The organism is Microlunatus antarcticus (genome assembly GCF_014193425.1).
Taxonomy (GTDB): domain Bacteria; phylum Actinomycetota; class Actinomycetes; order Propionibacteriales; family Propionibacteriaceae; genus Microlunatus; species Microlunatus antarcticus.
Genome location: NZ_JACHZG010000001.1, coordinates 2,823,419 through 2,845,279, shown reverse-complemented (window position 1 = coordinate 2,845,279; position 21,861 = coordinate 2,823,419). Strand labels below are relative to the sequence as shown.

Genomic DNA, 21,861 nt, shown 5'->3' with positions numbered 1-21,861 from the left:
AGCCGAGGCGGCGCTCGGGGCGACACCGGTCGGCACGCGGTCCGGCGCAGGCCTCAGCGCAGGCTGACCTTGACCTTCCCGTCGGACCCGCCGCCACCGGTCAGGGTGACCCCGGTGATCGTGGCCTTCTTCGGGACGTCGAAGACGATCGTGCCCTTGGCCGTGTCGCCGGGATCGACGCCGTCGGCGAGCAGGTTGCTGTCCGGGTCGTCGTACAGGGCCGCCTCGAGATCGCTGCGGTAGGTCTTGCCGTCGTCGTCGGAGAGCTTCTGGCCGTCGCCGGAGATGGTGCCCTCGGAGTCGCCGTTGTTCTTGGCGCTGATCTCGAGGAGGCAGAACTCGCCCTCGGCCTCCTTCGTGCGGTCGTCGTCGCCGACCTCGCTCTCGCCGCAGTCGAAGTCGGTGACCTTGAGCTGCCAGTCCCCGGCCTTGACCGAGTCGCCCATCTCGGCCGCCTTGGCGACCGCCTTCTTCTTCGTCGCGGTCGTCGCGGTCGTCGCCTTCTTCGTCGGCACCGCGGCCGGGACGGCCGCCGGCTCGACGATCGCCGTGCTGCCCGCCGCGGTCGACGTGGCGGGCGCTCCCGCGGCCGGGGCGGGCGTGCCGCTCCCCGCGCCACCGATGCCGATGATCACGCCGGCGGTGGCCAGCGCGGCGAGCGGGAGGAGCACACGCTTCCGCTGGTACCAGCGGCGCACGACCAGGGCGCGGCGCGGTCGTGCCCGAGGCGGCGCGTGGTGGGTGAGCAGCTCCCCGTGCGCGGCGTGGGCGGGCTGCTGCCGGCGACCAGGAGGGTTCTGGGTGGTCGGGTCGGCCATGAAGGTCTCCTTCTCGGCGAGGCCTTCGCGGCGAAGGCTCGGGGGATGCTCCACCCGGTCGCGGCACCAGACGCAGCACGGCTCCCGAGCTGGCGACACCGATTTTGTCCCTGGTCGTCAGAAAGCGAACGTAGCCCAGCCCGATCGTCGACGTGGCGGGATCCTGAACTTCGTCGGTCGGGTGGCGGGCGCAGGAGAGCGCTCCGGGGTCACCGGGTGGCGCTCACGTCCCCGAGAGGCCGAAGAGGGCCCGCGCGTTGCCGGAGGTGAAGGCCACGCGGTCGGCCTCGGTGGGGAGCTCGCCCAGGAACGTGGCGATGTCGTCCCGGGTCGGACGCTGGAACGGGTAGTCCGTGGAGAACAGCAGCCGGTCGGGCGTCGTCACCTCGAGCGCGTGGTGCAGGAGCGCCGGGCTCAGCATCCCGGAGGCCGTGACGTGGACGTTCGTGCGGACGTAGTCCGACACCTTCCGCTCCAGCCCGGCGACCCGGGACAGGCTGTCGGTGCGGTCCCGCCAGAAGAGCAGCAGCTCGCCCCAGTGCCCGAGCACGAGCTGCAGATCGGGGTGGCGGTCGAACGTGCCGCGCACGATCAGCCGCAGCGCGGCCAGCGCGGCCTCGAGGTGCCAACCCCAGCCGAAGGTGGACAGGGCGAGGTCGGTCATCGGGTCGAAGCCGCTGTACTGCGCCTCGCGCACGGCCGGGGCCGGGATCTGCGGGTGGACGAAGACGGGGAGGTGCAGCTCCGCGGCGGCCGCGAAGACGTCGTCGAAGCGCGGGTCGTCGAGCGGCGTCTCGCCGACCCGGCCGTAGACCATCGTCCCCACGCAGCCGAGCCCCGCGGCGCGCTCGAGCTCGGCGACGGCCGCCGCCGGGTCGGCCAGCGGGAGCGTCGCGAAGGCGCGCAGCCGCGTCGGGTGCCGCCGTACGGCCTCGGCGGCGACGTCGTTGGCCTCCCGGCTCAGCCGTACGGCGTCCACCGGGTCGAGCGGCTGCGTCCCGGGCGGCGCGAGGGACACGATCGCCAGGTCGATGCCCTGCGCGTCCATCGCGGCGACCCGGGCGTCGCCGAGGTCGTCGAGGCGCTCGAGGTTGTCGCCCATCTCGTCGAAGGCGAGGCTCGGGTCCTGACGCCCCGCCGGCAGCGCCTTCACGGCGGCGGTCAGCGCCGGGTGGTTCCAGTGCTCCTCGATCGCGATCAGCTCCATCGGGCCCCCTCGGGTCTCGGTCGGATCCTGACGGACCGACGTGCGTGAGAACATGCAGAGCGTGAGCGCTGTCCCCTCTGTCTCGTACTCGATCACCGTACGGCTGGAGGTCCCCGCAGGTGGAGCCTCCGTCAGCCAGCTGACCACCGCCGTCGAGCAGGCCGGCGGGGCGGTGACCGCGCTCGACGTGACGGCCTCCGGCCACGAACGCCTGCGGATGGACGTCACCGTCGCGGCCCGCGACACCGACCACGCGGACCAGCTCGTCGAGATCATGACCGCCGTGCCGGGCGTGACGATCGGCAAGGTCAGCGACCGCACGTTCCTCATGCACCTCGGCGGCAAGATCGAGATGCAGAGCAAGCACCCGATCCGCAACCGCGACGACCTGTCGATGATCTACACCCCGGGCGTGGCCCGGGTCTGCCTCGCGATCGCCAAGAACCCCGAGGACGCGCGGCGCCTCACGATCAAGCGGAACTCGATCGCCGTCATCACCGACGGCTCGGCCGTCCTCGGCCTGGGCAACATCGGCCCGCAGGCCGCGCTGCCGGTGATGGAGGGCAAGGCGGCGCTGTTCAAGCGCTTCGCCGGCATCGACGCCTGGCCGCTGTGCCTGGACACCCAGGACACCGAGGAGATCATCGCCGTGGTCAAGGCGGTGGCCCCCGGCTTCGCGGGCATCAACCTCGAGGACATCTCCGCCCCGCGCTGCTTCGAGGTGGAACGCCGCCTCCGCGAGCTCCTCGACATCCCCGTCTTCCACGACGACCAGCACGGCACCGCGATCGTGGTCCTCGCCGCGCTCTACAACGCGCTGCGCGTCGTCGGCAAGAACATCGCCGACGTCCGGATCGTCATGTCCGGCGCGGGCGCGGCCGGCACCGCGATCATCAAGCTGCTGCTCGAGGCCGGCGCGGGCGACATCGTCGTGGCCGACATCGAGGGCGTGGTCCACCGCCAGCGCGACGGCCTGGTCGGCGAGCTGCTCTGGCTGGCCGAGCACACGAACGCGCTGGACGTGACCGGCTCGCTGCGCGCAGCCGTCGCCGGCGCCGACGTCTTCATCGGGGTGTCCGCGCCCAACGTGCTGTCCGGCGAGGACGTGGCCACGATGGCCGACCAGGCGATCGTCTTCGCCCTGGCCAACCCCGAGCCCGAGGTCGACCCGGCCGACGCCAGCCGCTACGCCGCGGTCGTCGCCACCGGGCGGTCCGACTTCCCCAACCAGATCAACAACGTGCTGGCCTTCCCCGGCGTGTTCCGCGGGCTGCTCGACGCGCGGAGCTCCGAGATCACCTCGACGATGCTGCTCGCCGCGGCCCGGGCTCTGGCCGGGGTGGTCTCCGACGCCGAGCTCAACGCCTCCTACATCACCCCCAGCGTCTTCAACGCCGACGTGCACACGGCCGTGGCCGCGGCGGTGCGCCGCGCGGCGGGCGGGCCGGCCGAGCTCCCGGCCGAGGGCGTCGACGCCGAAGTCGCGGTGTGACCCCGGCCCCGACCACGAGGGCCACGACCTCCCACCAGACGCTCCGGCCGGCCCCCGGGCGCACCGTACGGGTGGCCGCCGCCGCGGCGGCCCTCGTCGGGCTGGCCGTCCACCTCTGGGGGCTCTACCGCGACCACGGGCCGCCGTCGGTGCCGTGGTTCCCGCAGGCGGACAAGCTCGAGCACCTCGTCGGCTTCGGGCTGCCCTGCTTCCTCGTCCTGCTCGCGCTGCACCTGCACGTGGCCCGGCGCGGCCAGCTGCTGAGCGGGCGCGCGGTGGCGCTGGTGGTCGGGCTCTTCGTCCTGCACGCGGGGGTCAGCGAGGTCGTCCAGGGCGAGCTCTACACGACGCGGTCGGGCGACCCGGCCGACGCGCTGGCCGACGTCGTGGGCACGGCCCTGGGGCTGGCCGCGTACCTGCTCCTGCGGCGGCGGGCGGCGCATGGCCGAGCGTGATCCCCGGCCCGGCGCCCTCCTCGTGGCCAGCGTCGCCCTGGCCGACGGCGTCTTCAACGCCACGGTGGTCCTGGTGCTCGACGCCGACGCGGACGGTGCGCTCGGCGTCGTCCTCAACGAGCTGTCGCCGACGACGCTGGACTCGGTGCTGCCCGACTGGGTGCCGGTGGTGTCGGAGCCGCGGCTGCTCTTCCACGGCGGCCCGGTCTCGCCGAACGGCGCCATCTGCCTCGCCCGGGTCCGCGTGCCGGGGGAGGAGCCCCCGGGCTGGCGCCGCCTCTTCGGCGACGTCGGCCTGCTCCACCTCGACACCCCCGTCGAGATCGTCCAGGGCGCGTACGCCGACCTGCGCATCTTCGCGGGCTACGCCGGCTGGGCCGCGGGCCAGCTGGAGGCCGAGGTCGCCGAGGGGATGTGGCACGTCCTCGACGCCGAGCCGAGCGACGTCTTCGGCATCGCCCCGCTCGACCTGTGGCGCTCGGTGCTGCGCCGCCAGCGGACCCCCGTCGCCGTCTTCTCCACCTGGGTCGACGACCCCACGACCAACTAGCCCGCGGTCACGGGTCGAGGCGGACGGCTCGCATACGATGTGGGCCACGCCACCGGGGTGCGACGACGCGCCCCGCTGGTCCCGGCGACGAAAGGGCTGTGCGTGTTCGAGGGCATGGCAGGCGGCTCGCCCGAGCCGATCGAGACCAGCGCCGCACGCCCGCGCATCCTCGTCGTCGACGACGACGCCGCCCTGGCCGAGATGCTGTCCATCGTGCTGCGCAACGAGGGCTTCGAGCCCTTCTGGTGCGCGTACGGGGACAAGGCGCTGGCGTCGTTCCGGGAGAACCACCCCGACCTCGTGCTCCTCGACGTCATGCTGCCCGGCCGCGACGGGGTCGACGTCTGCCGCGACATCCGCGGCGAGTCGGGCGTCCCGATCGTCATGCTGACCGCGCGCACCGACACCGTCGACGTGGTCGAGGGCCTCGAGGCCGGCGCCGACGACTACGTCTCCAAGCCTTTCAAGGCCAAGGAGCTCGTCGCGCGGATCCGGACGCGGCTGCGTCGCCTGCCGACGGCGGTCGAGGAGGGCGAGGCCGACACGCTCGAGATCGGCGACCTGGTCATCAGCGTCGACGGGCACTCCGTCAAGCGCGACGGTGCGTCGATCGCGCTGACCCCGCTCGAGTTCGACCTGCTGCTCGCCCTGGCCCGCCGGCCCTGGCAGGTGTTCAGCCGCGAGGTGCTGCTGGAGCAGGTGTGGGGCTACCGCCACGCGGCCGACACGCGCCTGGTGAACGTCCACGTGCAGCGGCTGCGCTCCAAGATCGAGCGCGACCCCGAGCACCCGGAGATCGTCGTGACGGTCCGTGGCATCGGTTACAAGGCCGGCGACGCCGTCCGCGCCTGACGTCGGCGCCGCTGCCGACGAGCCGGGCGCCGGTGCGGGCGCAGGGCGTCACGTCGCGCGGCTGCTCGACTTCCTGCGTCCGGTCACCACCGCCCGCTGGTGGCGACGGCTCCTGAGCTGGTGGTCACGGTCGTTGCCCTTGCGGGTCACGTCGACGGTCTTCATCGCCTCGGTCGTGGTGCTGGTGCTCGGCGGGTTCCTCCTGATGCAGCAGGCGACCCTCGGCGTGCTCTCGGGCAAGCAGGAGAGCGCGGGGAACGAGGCACGTCAGGCCATCAACGCCGCTCAGGCGCAGCTGAACGCGACCGACCTCTCCGGCGAGGTGAACGTCGACAAGCTGCTGTACGACCTCGCGGGCGGGTTCGCCACGCGGTCCGGCGGCGACGAGCAGTACCAGGTGATCATCTCCGCGCGCGGCCAGACGATCAAGGCGGGCGACGCGACCGCGGACAGCATCCCGCCCGCGCTGCGGACCCAGGTCGAGTCCAGCCCCGACCTCCTGATCACCCCGACCGAGGTCGTGTACGACGACGGCCGGCCCTCCGTCGCGGGCCTCGTCGCCGGGTCGGCGCTGACGCTGCCGGGCACGGGGCGCTACGCGATCTTCCTGGTCTTCCCGCTCACGCAGGAGGTCAACACCCTGGAGGTGCTGCGCTACGCCGTCGTGAGCACCGGTGCGGTGCTCGTGCTGATGCTGACCTTCATCGCCGCGCTCGTGGCCCGCCAGGTCGTCGTGCCCGTCCGCGACGCGCGTCGCGCCGCCGAGAACCTCGCCTCGGGCAACCTGCACGACCGGATGCGGGTGCGCGGTCAGGACGACCTGGCCCGGCTGGCCACCTCCATGAACGACATGGCCGCCGAGATGGAGAAGCAGATCACCACGCTCTCGGAGCTCTCGCAGGTGCAGCAGCGCTTCGTCTCCGACGTCTCGCACGAGCTGCGCACCCCGCTCACCACCGTCCGGATGGCCGCCGAGGTGCTGCACGACGCCCGCGACGACTTCGACCCCGTGTCCGCGCGGTCGGCGGAGCTGCTGCAGAACGAGCTCGACCGCTTCGAGTCCCTGCTCAACGACCTGCTCGAGATCTCCCGCTTCGACGCCGGGGCGGCCGAGCTCAGCGCGACGACCCTCGACCTGCGCAGCGTGGTCGACCGGGTGCTGGACGCGCAGGAGGCGCTCATCCGGGCGTACGGGGTCCAGGTCCGCGTGCACACCACGGGGGACACGACCGCCGAGGTCGACCCGCGGCGGATCGAGCGGATTCTCCGCAACCTGATGACCAACGCGATCGAGCACAGCGAGGGCCGCCCGGTGGACGTGCTCCTCGCCGGCGACGAGGACGCGGTGGCCGTGGCCGTCCGCGACCACGGCGTCGGCTTCGAGGCGAGCCAGGCCAAGCAGGTCTTCCTCCGGTTCTGGCGGGCCGACCCCGCCCGGGCCCGGACCGTGGGCGGCACGGGGCTCGGGCTGGCCATCTCGATGGAGGACGCGAACCTCCACGGCGGCTGGCTCACCGCCTGGGGCCGGCCGGGCCTCGGCGCCCAGTTCCGGCTGACCGTGCCCCGCCGGGTCGGCGGGTTGCTCGCGACCTCGCCGCTGCCGATGGCCCCCCGGGACCTCCCGCTGCTGGCCGTGCCGTCGTCGGACCATGACGCGGAGGCCGACCGCCCCCGGGCCGAAGCCGGGACCCGATCGTGAGCCGCGGACGCGCGACCGGGGCCGCGCTGCTCGTCGCGCTGACGATGCTGCTGGCCGGCTGCGTCAGCGTGCCGACGGCGGGCCGGATCGAGCGGGTCGAGGGGGCGCAGCAGAGCTGCCAGAACTGCGTGAACGTCGAGGTCGCCCCGCCCTCGCCGGGCGACGACCCGGAGCAGATCGTGGACGGCTTCCTCCGCGCGAACGCCAACTACCAGCCGACGTACGACGTGGCCAAGCGCTACCTCACCCGTGAGTCCGCCCAGACCTGGAAGCCCCAGGCCGGCGTGACCGTCTACAGCGGGGCGACCGCCGTCGACGGGGACCGGGTCCGCCTCACCGGCCGCACGATCGGCACGGTGGCGGAGGACCGGGCCTACACCGCTCGTGACGTCCCGCTCGACCAGGCCTTCACGCTCGTGCGTCAGGACGGCGAGTGGCGGATCGACGCCCCGCCGAGCGGGCTCCTGGTCGCCGACTACGCGTTCGACCAGTTCTACGCGACCTACGACCTGTTCTTCCTGGCCAACGGGCGGCCCGGCGGGCAGGCCGGGGCGGTGCAGAGCCCGGTGCTCGTGCCGGACCCGATCTACCTGCCCAAGTTCCGCAGCCCGGACAGCGTCGCCTCGGCGCTGGTCAAGCAGCTCCTGGTCGGGCCCACGACCTGGCTGGCCGGGTCGGTGACCACGGCCGTCCCCCCGGGGACCACGCTCAGCGTCGACTCGGTGACCATCGCCAACGGCGTCGCCTCGGTGTCGTTGAGCGACACCGTGCTCTCGCTGCCCGACACCCAGCGGTCGCTGCTGGCCGCGCAGATCGTCTACACGCTCAAGGAGGCGGTGGCCATCCAGGGGGTGGCCATCACCGTGAGCCAGCAGGGCTTCCGGGTCCCGGAGAGCGACCCCACCACCCTGGTCGTCCCGACGACGTCGATCTCCAGCCAGCTCGACCCGATCAGCCCGAACGCCGGCAACCAGCTCTACGTCGTGAGCAAGGGCAAGGTGGCGCTGGTGGACGCCGGGACGGGCGAGCTGCGCGACTTCGCCGGCCAGCTCGGGTCCGACGACGTGAGGTCGCTCGCCGTCTCGGTGACGGACACCGACCTCGCCGCCGTCACGTCCGGCGGCACACGGCTCGTCCAGACGCCGACGGCCGCCGCGGGCTCGCAGGCGCGCACGGTGCTGTCCGGGGTGGAGGGGCTGGTACGGCCGCAGTTCACCCGGTTCGGCGAGCTGTGGGCGCTCGGCCGCGAGGACGGGCGGCAGCGCCTGTGGCGCGTCGTCGACGGCAAGAAGAGCGTGGTCAACGCCCCCGAGCTGGAGGGGCGGCAGCTCACGGCCTTCCGCTTCTCGCCCGACGGGGTCCGGGTCGCCTTCCTCGAGCGCGACGGTTCCGGGTCCCGCCTTCTCGTCGGCCGGGTCAACCGCGGCGACCGGGTCGACATCGAGGGGGTGCGCGAGCTCGACACCAGGCAGCCCGAGGCGCCGCAGCTGACCCGGCTGAAGGACGTCGGCTGGCTCGACTCCACCCACCTGCTCGTGCTGGGGGTGGCCAAGGGCGCGGACGTGGCGGCGCCGTACGCGGTCAGCGAGGACGCGTCCACGATCACCGACCAGGGCGAGGCGCTCTCCTGGAACCCGGTCCAGCTGGCCGTCTCGCTCCGAACCCAGTCCGCCATCGTCCGCAGCAGCAACGGGCAGACGTGGCGCGACCAGGGCACCACGTGGGTGCAGTTCATCGGCGACGTCGACGCGGTGGCCTACCCCGGCTGACCCGGCGTGCCGGTCGTCCACAGGACGTCCCCCGCACCGCTCTCGACGTCCACCGCCCAGACCGGCGACGGCCGTTCACGGGTCGCGGTGACCACACTCCCGTCGTGACCACCGCTCCTCTCGTCCCGCTCGCCGCCCGGTGCCGGGCCGCCGCCGGAGACCTGCTCCTCGGCGCCAGCTGCCACGGCTGCGGCGGTCCCGCCTGGACGCTGTGCGAGGAGTGCCGGGCCGACCTGACCGCCTCGGCGGTCCGCCCGACCCAGCCGGACCCCTGCCCGCCCGGCTTCCCGCGGACGTGGACGGCGGGGGAGTACGACGCCCTGGCCCGCGGCCTCGTGAGCGCGCACAAGGAACGTTCCGCGTTGGGTCTCACCCGGGTCCTGGGGGAGCGGCTGGCCCTCGCCGTGCTGGCGCTGCTCGCGGAGGCCGGGGTGCCCGACGCGGCGGGCGGACGGGTGCTCCTGGTCCCGGTGCCGTCGGCCCGACGGGCGGTGCGGGAGCGGGGCTTCGACGCCGGCCTCGCGCTGGCCCGGGCGGCGGCGCGTCGGCTGCCGCAGGCGTCCGCCACGGCGCTGCTGAGACCGACGCGGCGCGTGGCCGACCAGAGCGGGCTGGGGGCCCACGAGCGGCTCGCGAACCTCGCCGGCGCGTTCCGCCTGGCGCGCGGTCACCCCTGGTCCGCGGCGCACCCGACGCGGTCGGCGACCCGTTCGACCCCGCCTGCGGTGGTCGTGGTGGTCGACGACGTCGTGACCAGCGGGGCCAGCCTGACCGAGGCCGCCCGGGCCCTGCGGGTGGCGGGGCAGCCGGTGCTCGGGGCCGCGACGGTGGCGGCAACCCAGCGTCGCGCACCCCCGCGGGCGTACGCCGAGGTCGGCTCCGGAAGCTTTCGCCCCGGTCGGCCGGGATCGTGGAGGGGGGTCTAACGTCACTTCATGGCGCCCCTGCTCACCTCGGAACGGAACGGACCTCGCGGTCCGTTCGACCAGGTAGGCGGGGGCTTCGTGGCGTCCGGCACCGTGGCCGGCCCGCGCTCCTGCGGGTCCGCCCGAGCCGCCGCCGGTCCGTGACCCCGAGGAAAGGCGAGATCTGATGGATGTTGTCGTGAAGAGCCGGCACTGCTCGGTCGCCGACGAGTTCCGCGCGCTGGTCGAGGAAAAGCTTGCTCGGCTCGAGAAGCTCGACGACCGGGTGATCCGGGTCGAGGTCGAGGTGACCGAGGAGCCCAACAGGCGCCAGCACGACCAGGCGCTGTGCGTCGAGATCACCCTCCGCAGCAAGGGCCCGGTGGTCCGGGCCGAGGCGGCCAGCACCGACAAGGTCGCGGCCTTCGACATGGCGCTGGACCGCATCATGGCCCAGCTGCGCAAGGCGGCCGACCGCAAGAAGGTCCACCGCGGCCAGCACGCACCCCAGTCGCTCCGGGTCGCCACCCCGCCCGACCTCGGTGCCGCCACGCCCGCCGCGTCCGAGGACGAGACCGACACCCGCGTGGTGGCCGGCATGCAGGTGCAGGGCGACGGACCGCTCGTGGTGCGCGAGAAGACGCACGCGGCGGGTCCCATGACCCTCGACCAGGCGCTGCTCGAGATGGAGCTCGTGGGCCACGACTTCTTCCTCTTCGTGGACGCCGAGCATGCGCTGCCGAGCGTCGTCTACCGGCGCCACGGCTACGACTACGGCGTCATCCGGCTCGAGACCACCGACTCCGCGGCCGCCGCGGTGGCCGCGGTCGGCTGACCTGTCGGAGGCGCCCGCTAGCGTGCGACGGGTGTCTCCTGAACGACTGACGCCGGCCCAGGCGCGACGCGTCGCGCTGGCCGCCCAGGGTTTCGGGCGGCCGGCGCCGACCCGGCCGGTGGGGATGCGCGACCTCGTCTCGCTGACCCACCGGCTCGGCCAGCTCCAGATCGACTCGATCAACGTCGTCACCCGGGCGCACTTCGTCCCCACCTTCTCGCGGCTGGGTCCGTACGACCCCGCGCTGCTCGAGCGGGCCGCGTTCTCCGCGCCCCGCCGGCTGTTCGAGTACTGGGGCCACGCCGCGAGCCTGCTCGACGTCGACCTCGAGCCGCTCCTGCGCTTCCGCATGCGGGAGGGGGCGCACGCCTGGGGCGGTGTCGACGCGGTGGCCAGGGCCAACCCGGCGCTGGTCGACCTCGTCCGCCGCGAGATCGCGGAACGCGGCCCGCTCAGCGCCCGCCAGCTCGAGGTCGAGCACGGCCAGGACGCGCGCGAGCGCGACCACTGGGGCTGGAACTGGTCCGCGGTCAAGACCGTCCTCGAGTGGCTGTTCTACGTCGGGGAGGTGAGCTCGGCGCGACGGAACTCGCAGTTCGAGCGGGTGTACGACATCCCCGACCGGGTCCTGCCCGCCGCGGTCCGGGCCCGACCGACACCATCCCCGGAGGAGTCGGTCCGCGGACTGGTCCGCCGTGCGGCGGTCGCGCTGGGCGTGGCGACAGAGCCGGCCCTGCGCGACTACTTCCGTACCCGTCCGGGTGCCACGCAGCAGGCCGTGGCCGAGCTGGTCGAGTCCGGTGAGCTGCTGACCGTGACCGTGGGCGACCAGACCCGCCCCTGGTACCTGTGGCACGAGGCGCGGTTGCCGCGGCGGGTCCACGCCCGCGCGCTGCTGAGCCCCTTCGACTCGATGGTCTTCGAGCGCGCCCGGCTGGAGGCGCTCTTCGGCTTCACCTACCGCATCGAGATCTACGTGCCGGGTCCGCGCCGGGTGTACGGCTACTACGTCTACCCGTTCCTGCTCGGCGACCGGTTCGTGGCCCGCGTCGACCTCAAGGCCGACCGGGCCAACGGGGTGCTGCGCGTCCTCTCGGCCTGGGTCGAGGACGGCGTGGACCCGTGGGAGGTCGCCGCCGAGCTGGCGGCCGAGCTCGCGTCCATGGCCGCCTGGCAGGGGCTCTCGGACGTCGAGGTGCTCCCGCGAGGAGACCTCGCCGCCGCCCTCGAGGCCGCGGTCCGCGTGTCCTGACCTCGAGCTCCTTGACTTTCCGGGCCCCGCCGGGTTCAGTGGTGACACCGCGTTGTAAACGTTTACAACGAGGGTCGGACCAGCAAGGGGGCTGAGGGTGTCGACGTTGTTGGAGGTCGCCCGGCGCGCCGGGGTCTCGATCGCGTCAGCCTCCCGCGCCCTGAACGGCGAGTCGGCCAGCCCTCGCACGGTCGAGCTCGTGACCGCCGCGGCCCTCGAGCTGGAGTACGTCCCCGACGCCCGGGCGCGGGGTCTCAAGCGGGGGGCCACGGGTCAGCTGGCCTTCGGGGTCGCCGATGTCGGCAACCACGTCTACGTCGAGATGATGCGCGCCGTCGAGGACGCGGTGCGCGACGCGAGCTACCGGGTGCTCATCTCCTCGGTCGGCTCGACGGTCGAGACCGAGGTGGCCCTGCTGCGCAGCCTCGCCAGCGGCTACGTCGACGGCCTCGTCATCAGCCCCCTGCGGGTCGACGCCGAGCTGCTCGCCGAGCTCGGCCGCCTGCGCGTGCCGGTGGTGGTGGTGGGTCTGCTCCCGCACCCGGAGGGCTTCGACAACGTGCGCGCCAACTCCGCCGCCGGCGTCGAGCTCGCCGTCGAGCACCTGCTGGACACCGGCCGACGGCGGATCGGCTTCGTCAACGGGCCGGAGGACACGACCCCGGGCCGGGTCCGCGGCCGGGCGTTCACCGCGGTCTGCGAGCGCCTCGGGCTCGCCGAGCTCGGAGTCGTCGCGTCCGACTTCACCTTCGCGGCCGGTCTCGACGCGGCCCGTGACCTGCTCGACCGCACCACCCGTACGGGGACGCCTCTGGACGCCGTCGTGGCCGCCAACGACCTGATCGCGGCCGGGACGTACCACGCCGCCGCCGAACGCGGCCTGCAGATCCCGGGCGACCTCGCCGTGGTGGGCATGGACGACTCCGCGCTCGCCGCCCAGCTGCTGCCCACCCTGACCAGCGTGGACCTCGGCGCCGCCGCACGCGGCCGGCACGCCGCCGAGCTCCTGCTGGCCCGGCTCCGCGACCCCGACCGTCCGACGCAGAGCGTCGTCGTGGAGCCCGCGCTCGTCGTCCGCTCGTCCACCGCAGGGAGCCCGTCATGACCACCGTCACCCAGACGCCGCCGCCGGTGCCGCTGGCGCCGTCCGCGCCGGCGGCGCCCCGCCGGACGTCGCGGATGGTCGTCGCCCGGCGCAAGGAGGTGGCCGCGCTGGTCATCCCCTCGCTGATCCCGATCCTGATCTTCAGCGTGGCGCCGTTGCTGAACGGGGTCTACCTGGCCTTCACCGACGCCACGCTGTCGCGGAACTCGAGCAACGCGTTCACCGGCCTGGGGCAGTTCCGCAAGCTCTTCGGCGATGCGCTGTTCCTCGAGTCGTTCAAGATCGGCATGATCTGGGCCTTCAGCGTCACGCTGCTGCAGCTGGCCGCCGGCCTCGGGCTGGCGCTCCTGCTGAACGCCAACCTCCGCTTCCAGGGCGTCACCCGGTTGCTGGCCCTCATCCCGTGGGCGATGCCGCCGGTCGTCGTGGCGATCATGTGGAAGATGCTCTACAACCCCAACTCGGGACCGATCAACGGCGCCATCCGCCTGTTCGACCCCGGCTTCGCGCTGGACTGGCTGGGCAGCTTCGGCACGGCGCTCCCGGCCGCGATCATCGTCGGCGTGTGGGTCGGGATGCCGCAGACCTCGATCACCCTGCTCGCCGGGCTGCAGCAGATCCCCGACGAGCTCGTCGAGGCCGCGGAGATGGACGGGGCCAGCACCTGGTCCTCCTTCGTCCACGTCACCCTGCCGGCGCTACGACCGGTGATCACCTCGATCACCTCGCTCAACTTCATCTGGAACTTCAACTCGTTCGGCCTGGTCTACGTCCTGACCGAGGGCGGACCGGGTGGTCAGACGATGCTGCCGATGCTCTTCGCCTACAACGAGGCGTTCAAGTACCGCGACATCGCGTACGCCGCCGCCATGGGCAACGTCATGGTGCTGGTCGTGGTGGTGCTGCTCATGTTCTACCTCTGGACCCAGTTCCGGACGGAGCGAGAAGACTGATGGCCCTCACCCGCACCCGCCCGGCGACACGTGGCGCCCAGTACGTCGGGCTCGCCGCCTACATGGTCTTCCTCGGCTTCCCGCTCTTCTACCTGCTGATGGCGTCGCTGAAGTCGACCCAGCAGCTGGCCTCGCTGGACGTCTGGATCTTCCCGCGGTCGCTCGCCTGGTCGAACTTCTCCGAGGCGCTGGCCAGCCAGGGCATCGTGCGGGCGACGGCCAACACCGCGATCGTCTCGCTCACCACGACGCTGGTCGTGACCGTGATCGCGCTGCCGGCGGCGTACGCCATGGCCCGGTTCCGTGGTCGGCTGCGGCTGATCGGCACGGGCTACGTCCTGGTCAGCCAGGTCTTCCCGGTGATCCTGATCATCATCCCGCTGTTCCTCATCCTGCGGACGATCAACCTCAACGACTCCCTGGTCGGACTCACGCTCGTCTACGTCACGTTCTGCCTGCCGTTCGCGCTGTGGATGCTGCAGGGCTTCGTGGCGGCCATCCCGGTCTCGCTGGAGGAGGCCGCGGCGATGGACGGGGCCAGCCGCCTCACCATGCTGCGCACCGTCGTGTTCCCGCTGCTCGTGCCGGGCACGGTGGCGACCGCGATGTTCACCTTCGTCTCGGCCTGGAACGAGTTCTTCTTCGCCCTGGTCCTGCTGCAGAGCCCCGACAACTTCACCCTGTCCCGCTCGCTCGCCCTGTTCGTCGGCGCGGAGGGCCAGGTCCGCCTCGGTCCGCTGGCCGCCGGCGCCGTCCTGGCCTCGATCCCCAGCCTCGTCTTCTTCGCCATCCTGCAGCGCCGTCTCACCGGCGGGCTGCTGTCCGGCGCCGTCAAGGGCTGACCCGCACACCCGCACCACCGCGCAGTCCCGCTCCAGCCGTCCCACCCGTCCACCCGAAGGAAGAACCATGAACCTCCGCCGCATCGCCGCCGCGGGCCTGACCACGGTCCTGGCCGCCTCCCTCGCCGCCTGTGGTGGCGGAGGGTCCGGCAGCTCGACCGACTCCGGCCCCGTCACCCTCAAGTTCCAGTCGTTGGCCTTCCTGCCCGGGACGCAGACGGCGACGCAGAAGATCGTCGACGACTTCAACGCGGCCAACCCGGACGTCAAGGTCGACCTGGTGCAGGGGAGCTGGGACAACGTCCACGACCAGCTCGTCACGCAGTTCGCCGGCGGGACCGCGCCGGACATCATCCACGACGAGTCCGCCGACATGACGGGCTTCGCGCAGGGCGGCTACCTCGCCGACCTCGGCGGCACGATGGACCCGACGGTGAAGGCCTCGATCAGTCCCGGCGTGCTCGACGCCGTGACGGTCGACGGCAAGGTGATCGCCGCGCCGACCGTGCTGCAGTCGTACCTCGTGTTCGCCAACAAGAAGCTGCTCGACGACGCTGGCGTGACGGTGCCGACCGGTCCGACCATGACCTGGGACCAGTTCGCCGCGCTCGCCAGGCAGGTCGAGACCAAGACCGGCACGCCGGGCGTCGGCTGGGGCCTGAAGAGCCCGACGGCCTCCTTCATGAACCTGGCGCTCGGCTTCGGCGGCACCTACTTCGACGGCACCGGCAAGGACGCGACGATCAAGGTCGGCGACCCCGAGCTCGAGGTCCCGAAGCGGATCGCGGCGATGGCCGCCGACGGCAGCCTCGACAAGGCCACGCTGACCCAGTCCGGCAGCGACGTGCTGCCCGCCTGGTACGCGGGCAAGTTCGCCATGACCGTCCAGGGCTCGTACGCCGCCGGCTCGTTCGGCACCGACGCGCCGAAGGGCTTCGACTGGGTGGCGCTCCCCGCGCTGGCCGGAAGCACCGGCGCGGCCCAGGCCGCCAACCCGCAGACCCTGTCGGTCTCGGCGGACTCCAAGCACGTCGCCGAGGCGTCCAGCTTCGTCAACTTCTACATGAACGCGCAGAACCTGGCCTCGATCGCCGAGGGCGAGACGCTCTACCCGGCGACCAAGGACGCGCAGCAGGCCGTCATCACCAAGACCGGCGGCAAGGACGGCTGGGAGCAGATCGTGGCCTCCGGCGACGCGCTGCAGAAGGCGCCCTTCCAGAGCGTCGACAACTACCCGCAGTGGAAGGACCAGATCGCCACGCCGGCCTTCCAGCAGTTCCTCGCCGGCAAGACCGACGCGGCCGGTCTGCAGAAGGCGCTCGCCGACGGCTGGACCACCGTCAACCGGTGACGCGGCGGCCGCACGCCGCCGGACCCGGCACCACCTGAGAACGACAGTCAGAGGAGAAGCAGATGGACACGCCTGAGACGGGCACGCTCGAGGCCCGCGTCTGGGCGGTGCTCGCCGGCGCCGCGGTGGGCGACGCGCTGGGCGGTGCCACCGAGGGCTGGACGGTCGAGCAGATCCAGACCCGGCACGGCGGCCCCGTCACCGGGGTCGTCGGACCCTTCTACGAGGACTGGCGCCACGCCCGCCCCATCGCGCCGTACCACAAGGGCGACGGGCACATCACGGACGACACCTTGATGACGCACGCGCTGGTCCAGGTGTACGCGGCGCGGCGTCAGCACCTCGACGCGTACGCGATGGCGAGCGACCTCGTGCCGCTGCTGATCGGGGAGCAGGTCTGGATCCCCGAGCTGGAGTCCGAGGCTCTGATCCTGCAGCGGGTGTTCCTGGCCGAGAAGTGGCTGGTGGCGCGGTTGCACTACGGCCACGTCGACCCGCGCGAGGCCGGGGTCGGCAACATCGTGAACTGCGGCGCCGCCATGTACATGGCGCCCGTCGGCGTGGTCAACGCGACGAGCCCACGGGCCGCGTACGCCGAGGCCATCGACCTGGCCGGGGCCCACCAGTCCAGCTACGGCCGAGAGGCGGCCGGGGTGTTCGCCGCTGCCGTCGCCGCCGCGCTGACCCCGGGCGCCGACGTCGAGGACGTGGTGGCCGCGGCCCTCGACGTGGCGCACGACGGCACCCGGGCGGCGCTGGTCGCCGTGGTCGAGGCGGTTCGCGGGCTCGCGCCCGGCGCCGACGACGAGACCGTCCGGGACACGCTGCGGGCGGCGATCCGGCCGTACGACACGGTCGGCGACGACTACCGCAAGCCGGCCATGGACGCCCGCCTGCCCAGCCGGACGAAGTCGATCGAGGAGCTGCCCGTCGCGCTCGGCTTCTGCCTGGCCGCCGGGGGCGACTACCGGGCGGCCGTGCTCGGCGCCGTGAACTACGGCCGCGACGCCGACTCCATCGCCACCATGGCCGGGGCGGTCTGCGCCGGTCTCGGCGGTCCGGAGGCGGTGCCGACCGAATGGGTGCGCGACGTCGAGCAGGCCAGCCGGATCGACCTGCGGCAGGTGGCCGAGGCGCTGTCCGGTGCCGCGGCCGAGATCATCGCGTCCGACCTCGACGAGGCGGACCAGCACCGTCGGCGGGTGGCCGCGCTGTGCGGCTGACCTGGGCCCAGCCCGAGGACCTGCTGCTGCACGAGCTGGTGCAGGCCCGTGTCGAAGGCGTCGACGCCCTGGCGGTGGACGCCGTAGGACGGCGCTGGCTCGAGGCGGGCGGTGGTTCGGTCGAGCCCCCGGTCAGCGGGGCGGCCGCGGTCGGCGCGGGCTCCGACCTGCGCCGGCTGGCGGGCCGGCTCCTCGACGAGCTCGACGAGCTGCCGCGCGCCGACGACCCGGACCACCCGGCGTCCCTCGCGGGGGTCGAGGCGGGCTGGGACGGCGGTCCCGCCGTCCGGCGGCCCGGGACCGACCTGGCCGACCGCGTCGCCGGGGCCTGGCTCGGCCGGTCCGCGGGCTGCCTGCTCGGGAAGCCGGTGGAGAAGATCCCGAGGGCGGGGATCCGGGCGATCGCCGAGGAGACCGGCAACTGGCCGGTGCGGGGCTACTTCACCGCGGTCGGTCTGAGTGCCGCGACAGCCGCGGCCTGGCCCTGGAACCGTCGCTCCGCGCCCACGAGCCTCGTGGAGAACATCGACGGGATGCCCGAGGACGACGACCTCAACTACCCGCTCCTCGACCTCGCCCTGCTCGAGCGGCACGGCGCCCCGACCACCGAGGACGTGGCCACGGCCTGGCTCGCCGACCTGCCCGCCGGTCGGGTCTTCACCGCCGAGCGCGCCGCCTACCGCAACCTGCTGCTGGCCCTGCCGCTGGACGAGGTCCCGAGCCGGCGCAACCCCTTCCGGGAGTGGATCGGCGCCCTCATCCGGGGCGACGTCTTCGGCTGGGCCCGGCCCGGGGACCCGTACACCGCCGCCCGGCTCGCCTGGCCCGACGCGGTGCTCAGCCACACCCGCAACGGCGTCTACGGCGAGCTGTGGGCGGCCGCGCTGGCCTCGGCCAGCCTGGTCGCGGACGACGTCGAGGAGGTGCTGGAGCGGGCGGCCGCAGTCGTGCCGCCCCGCTCGGAGCTCGCCGAGGCGATCGCCTTCGGCACCCGGTTCGGCCGGCGTGCGCTGCCTCTCGACCAGCGCCTCGACGCCCTGCACGCGCGCTACGGCCACCTGCACTGGGTGCACGTGCTGAACAACGCGGCGACGATTGCCTGCGCGCTCGCTGCGTCGGACGGCGACTTCACCAGCGGGGTCGGTCTCGCGGTGATGACGGGATGGGACACGGACTCCACCGGCGCCACCGTCGGATCGGTGCTGGGCGGGCTCCTCGGCGCCGACCGGCTGCCCGACGCCTGGACGGGGCCCCTGGACGGCCGCATCGCCACCAGCCTGCCCGGCGGGGAGCAGCAGGTCACCGACCTGGTCCGCCGGACGCTGGCACTCGCGGGGGTTGCCGCATGAGGACCGCTGCGACGACCGGGACCGCCACCTTCGTCGTGGGGGAGCGCGGCATGGACCCGCTCGTCCCGCGCCCCCTGGACCGTCCGACCGTGGTCGACCTCGACGCGCCGGACTGGGCCGCGATGGACGCGGCCAAGATCCTCGCCGCACCTGACGACCCCGCCGATCGGCCCCGGTGGCGGGCCGTGCTGGAGGAGTGGCGGTCCGGGGCGTCCGCCCGGCAGGGCTTCTCGACCGCGGCGTACGACGCGCCGGAGGGTCGGTGGGCGCAGCGGTGCTTCGCCGTCGCCCAGGTCTGGCTGTGGGACGAGCTGCTCTACGACGCCGCCGCCGGGCGCTTCACCCCGGAGCGGCTGCTGGCCGACGCGAGGGAGCGGCTGGGCGGCTTCGACGGCGTGGTGCTCTGGCACGCGTACCCGGTCATCGGGATCGACGACCGCAACCAGTGGGACTACTACCGCGACGTGCCGGGCCTGCGCGACCTCGTCGACGCCCTGCACGACGCCGGCGTCGCCGTGTTCGTCGACTACAACCCCTGGGACACCGGCACCCGGCGCGGCGGGGACGACGGTGACGAGCTGACGTCCGTCGTCCGCGAGCTGGGCGCGGACGGCGTGTTCCTCGACACCCTCAAGGAGGGCGACCCCGCCCTGGTGGCCGCACTCGAGGCCGCCCGCCCCGGGATCGCGCTGGAGAGCGAGTCGACGCTGCCGCTGGCCCGGCTCGGCGAGCACCGGCTGTCCTGGGCGCAATGGTTCGCCGACTCGCCGGTCCCCGGCGTGATCCGCACCCACTACGTGGAACGGCGCCACCTGCAGCACCACGTCCGCCGGTGGAACCGCGACCACGCCGAGGAGCTGTCGTCGGCGTTCCTCAACGGGTGCGGCCTGATGGTCTGGGAGGTCGTCTTCGGCGCCTGGGTCGGCTGGAACCCCCGTGACGCCGCCACCCTGCGCCGGCTGCTCGCCGTCCAGCGCGGCTGCGGCGACCTGCAGGCCACAGGGGAGTGGACGCCGCTCGCCGACCTCCACCCCGACGCGACGGCCGCCGGCGTGGCCGCCTCGGCCTGGTCCGCCGACGGCGTCACGCTGTGGGGGCTGACCCATCGCGGGACAGCCGCGTACGACGGTCCGCTGCTGCCGACGGACCACCCCGACCGGGTCGCGCTCACCACCGGAGCTCCTGAGCCGTCCGGGATCGGCGCTCTCGTCACCCTCGCACCGGGCGTCGCCGAGCCCGCGTGGCTCGCACCCCTCGCCGAGGCCCTGGCGGAGGCGCCCGAGGAGGGTGACGCGACCTTCCCGGTCCGCACGTCGGTCCGGGTCGTGCCCGAGCCGAGCCGCGGCGCGCCGGCGGCCGACGCCGTCGTGGTCGCCGCCGGTCGGCACCACCTCACGGTCCGCTACCGCATGCGGGAGACCGGGCTCTACGACGAGGCCCCGTTCGTCGAGGAGTGGAAGCCCCTGCCCCCGCGCCTCCACGACCTGCGCACCCTCGAGCGGACCGTCGACCTCGACCACCCGGTCGCCGTGGCGCCGACCGAGGTCACCTGGCTCGACTTCGACCGGTTCCTCGCCGCGTCTGGCTGGCGACCGCGCGAGACGAACCGCTTCCTCGCGGGTCCCGCGCCCGACCCCGACGCGCCCGTCACCTTCGTCGACCTCGACGACGCCCGCGCGTACGCCCGCTGGGCCGGCGCCCGGCTGCCCACCGAGGACGAGTGGCAGCTCGCTGCGCAGCGTGGCGGGCCGGGTTGGCGGCACGGGCGGGTGTGGAGCTGGACCGAGAGCGAGCACAGCGACGGCCGGACCCGCTACGTCCAGCTCAAGGGCGGCAGCGCGTACCTGGCGCAGGGCTCGGAGTGGTACTTCGACGGCGGCCCGCAGCCGCCCGAGGTGTCGGCCAAGCTGCTGCTCCCCGGCCTCGGCCTGGCCCGGTCGAGCATGATCGGCTTCCGGCTGGCCTGGGACCTCGACCACGATCAGCAGACTTCGGGAGATGATCACCAGTGAACGCAGGACCGCTCGAGGGGCTCAAGGTCGTCGACGTCGCGACGCTGTTCGCCGGGCCGCTGGCCGCGACCCAGCTGGGCGACTTCGGCGCGGAGGTGATCAAGGTCGAGCACCCACGGCGCCCGGACGGGGCCCGTGGGCACGGTCCGAGCAAGGATGGTGTCGGCCTCTGGTACGCCACCATCGGTCGCAACAAGGAGAGCATCACCCTCGACCTGTCGTCACCGACCGGCGCCGACGTGCTGCGCCGGCTCGTGGCCGACGCCGACGTGCTGGTGGAGAACTTCCGCCCCGGCACCCTCGAGCGCTGGGGCCTCGCCCCGGCCGACCTGCTCGCCCTCAACCCCGGGCTCGTGGTCGCACGGGTGACCGCGTTCGGCCAGACCGGCCCGTACGCCCCCCGCCCCGGGTTCGGCTCCCTGGCCGAGGCCATGAGCGGCTTCGCCGCCGTCACCGGCGAGGAGGGCGGCCCGCCGACCCTGCCGCCGTTCGGGCTGGCCGACGGCATCGCCTCGCTGGCCACGGCGTTCGCCGTCCTCGCCGCACTGCGCGGCCGGGACCGGACCGGCCAGGGCCAGGTGATCGACCTCGCGATCCTCGAGCCCATCCTGGCCATGCTCGGCGGCCAGCTCACGATCTACGACCAGCTCGGGCTCGTCCAGGAACGTCACGGCAACCGTTCCGTGAACAACGCCCCGCGCAACTGCTACCGCACCGCCGACGACAACTGGGTCGCCGTTTCCACCAGCTCGCAGTCCATCGCCGAGCGGGTGATGCGGCTCGTCGGCCACCCCGAGCACCTGGACGAGCCGTGGTTCGCCAGCGGGGCCGGCCGGGCCGCGCACGCCGACGAGCTGGACGAGGCGGTCGGCTCCTGGATCGCCGTGCGGACCACCGTCGAGGTGCTCGCCGCGTTCACGGAGGCCCAGGCCGCGGTCGCCCCGATCTACGACGTCCGCGGCATCGTCGCCGACCCGCAGGTCCAGGCCCGCGGCACCGTCCTGACCGTGCCTGACCCGGTCCTCGGCCCGCTGCAGATGCAGAACGTGCTGTTCCGGCTGTCCGAGACGCCGGGCTCGGTGCGGTGGACAGCGCGACCGCACGGGGCCGACACGGACGCGGTGCTCGCCCGGTACGGCTACGACGAGGCCGCGGTCGCCGCGCTGCGCGAGCAGGGGGTCGTGTGAGGTCG

The 21,861-nt window shown here is 73.4% G+C and carries 19 protein-coding genes; 17 read left to right on the top strand and 2 right to left on the bottom strand.

From position 1 onward, the window contains the following. Window positions 1-53: 53 nt before the first annotated feature. Together FHX39_RS13260 and FHX39_RS13255 are read right to left on the bottom strand one after the other, a co-directional pair. Window positions 54-818: a DUF4352 domain-containing protein gene (locus FHX39_RS13260; protein ID WP_183339121.1), complete on the bottom strand. Its 765-nt coding sequence runs from the start codon at window positions 816-818 to the stop codon at window positions 54-56. Window positions 819-1,041: 223 nt separating this feature from the next. Continuing rightward, entirely contained in the window at window positions 1,042-2,025 is a 984-nt protein-coding gene (locus tag FHX39_RS13255; RefSeq protein ID WP_183339119.1) for an amidohydrolase family protein, read from the bottom strand. 61 nt (window positions 2,026-2,086) lie between these two features. Here FHX39_RS13255 and FHX39_RS13250 point away from each other — a divergent pair, with 61 nt between their 5' ends. From FHX39_RS13250 to FHX39_RS13170, 17 genes are all read left to right on the top strand, one after another. Further along, on the top strand, window positions 2,087-3,517 hold the full coding sequence (locus tag FHX39_RS13250; RefSeq protein ID WP_183339117.1) for an NAD-dependent malic enzyme: 1,431 nt from the start codon (window positions 2,087-2,089) through the stop codon (window positions 3,515-3,517). Further along, window positions 3,514-3,972, top strand: a complete 459-nt coding sequence (locus FHX39_RS13245; RefSeq protein WP_183339115.1) for a VanZ family protein — start codon at window positions 3,514-3,516, stop codon at window positions 3,970-3,972. The genes FHX39_RS13250 and FHX39_RS13245 overlap by 4 nt, the downstream gene beginning before the upstream one ends. Continuing rightward, on the top strand, window positions 3,959-4,522 hold the full coding sequence (locus tag FHX39_RS13240; RefSeq protein ID WP_183339113.1) for a YqgE/AlgH family protein: 564 nt from the start codon (window positions 3,959-3,961) through the stop codon (window positions 4,520-4,522). The genes FHX39_RS13245 and FHX39_RS13240 overlap by 14 nt, the downstream gene beginning before the upstream one ends. A 114-nt stretch (window positions 4,523-4,636) precedes the next feature. Further along, complete coding sequence (mtrA, locus tag FHX39_RS13235; RefSeq protein ID WP_183341410.1) at window positions 4,637-5,374, top strand: MtrAB system response regulator MtrA; 738 nt, start codon at window positions 4,637-4,639, stop codon at window positions 5,372-5,374. A gap of 61 nt (window positions 5,375-5,435) precedes the next feature. After that, entirely contained in the window at window positions 5,436-7,073 is a 1,638-nt protein-coding gene (gene mtrB, locus FHX39_RS13230) for an MtrAB system histidine kinase MtrB (protein ID WP_183341408.1), read from the top strand. After that, entirely contained in the window at window positions 7,070-8,842 is a 1,773-nt protein-coding gene (locus FHX39_RS13225; RefSeq protein ID WP_183339111.1) for a GerMN domain-containing protein, read from the top strand. The genes mtrB and FHX39_RS13225 overlap by 4 nt, the downstream gene beginning before the upstream one ends. A gap of 104 nt (window positions 8,843-8,946) precedes the next feature. Then, window positions 8,947-9,768, top strand: coding sequence for a ComF family protein (locus FHX39_RS13220; protein WP_183339109.1), 822 nt, complete (start codon window positions 8,947-8,949; stop codon window positions 9,766-9,768). A 166-nt stretch (window positions 9,769-9,934) separates the two neighbouring features. After that, entirely contained in the window at window positions 9,935-10,582 is a 648-nt protein-coding gene (gene hpf, locus FHX39_RS13215; RefSeq protein WP_183339107.1) for a ribosome hibernation-promoting factor, HPF/YfiA family, read from the top strand. Window positions 10,583-10,613: 31 nt separating this feature from the next. Then, a complete protein-coding gene (locus FHX39_RS13210; protein ID WP_332836823.1) occupies window positions 10,614-11,834 on the top strand; it encodes a winged helix-turn-helix domain-containing protein in 1,221 nt (406 codons plus the stop codon). A gap of 97 nt (window positions 11,835-11,931) precedes the next feature. Continuing rightward, window positions 11,932-12,939: a LacI family DNA-binding transcriptional regulator gene (locus FHX39_RS13205; protein WP_332836822.1), complete on the top strand. Its 1,008-nt coding sequence runs from the start codon at window positions 11,932-11,934 to the stop codon at window positions 12,937-12,939. After that, window positions 12,936-13,892: a carbohydrate ABC transporter permease gene (locus FHX39_RS13200; RefSeq protein ID WP_183339103.1), complete on the top strand. Its 957-nt coding sequence runs from the start codon at window positions 12,936-12,938 to the stop codon at window positions 13,890-13,892. The genes FHX39_RS13205 and FHX39_RS13200 overlap by 4 nt, the downstream gene beginning before the upstream one ends. Next, window positions 13,892-14,734, top strand: coding sequence for a carbohydrate ABC transporter permease (locus tag FHX39_RS13195; protein ID WP_183339101.1), 843 nt, complete (start codon window positions 13,892-13,894; stop codon window positions 14,732-14,734). Before FHX39_RS13200 ends, FHX39_RS13195 begins: the two co-directional genes overlap by 1 nt. Window positions 14,735-14,801: 67 nt before the next feature. Further along, window positions 14,802-16,085, top strand: coding sequence for an ABC transporter substrate-binding protein (locus FHX39_RS13190; protein WP_183339099.1), 1,284 nt, complete (start codon window positions 14,802-14,804; stop codon window positions 16,083-16,085). Between the two features lie 62 nt (window positions 16,086-16,147). Continuing rightward, window positions 16,148-17,308 carry an ADP-ribosylglycohydrolase family protein gene (locus tag FHX39_RS13185; RefSeq protein ID WP_183339097.1) on the top strand — a complete coding sequence of 387 codons (1,161 nt, stop codon included), beginning with the start codon at window positions 16,148-16,150 and terminating at the stop codon, window positions 17,306-17,308. Continuing rightward, a complete protein-coding gene (locus tag FHX39_RS13180) occupies window positions 17,299-18,657 on the top strand; it encodes an ADP-ribosylglycohydrolase family protein (RefSeq protein ID WP_183339095.1) in 1,359 nt (452 codons plus the stop codon). The genes FHX39_RS13185 and FHX39_RS13180 overlap by 10 nt, the downstream gene beginning before the upstream one ends. After that, the gene (locus FHX39_RS13175) at window positions 18,654-20,669 is read left to right on the top strand and encodes an SUMF1/EgtB/PvdO family nonheme iron enzyme (protein WP_232530628.1); all 2,016 of its coding nucleotides are present in this window, start codon (window positions 18,654-18,656) and stop codon (window positions 20,667-20,669) included. Before FHX39_RS13180 ends, FHX39_RS13175 begins: the two co-directional genes overlap by 4 nt. Beyond that, on the top strand, window positions 20,666-21,856 hold the full coding sequence (locus tag FHX39_RS13170) for a CaiB/BaiF CoA transferase family protein (protein ID WP_183339093.1): 1,191 nt from the start codon (window positions 20,666-20,668) through the stop codon (window positions 21,854-21,856). The genes FHX39_RS13175 and FHX39_RS13170 overlap by 4 nt, the downstream gene beginning before the upstream one ends. Window positions 21,857-21,861 lie beyond the last annotated feature (5 nt).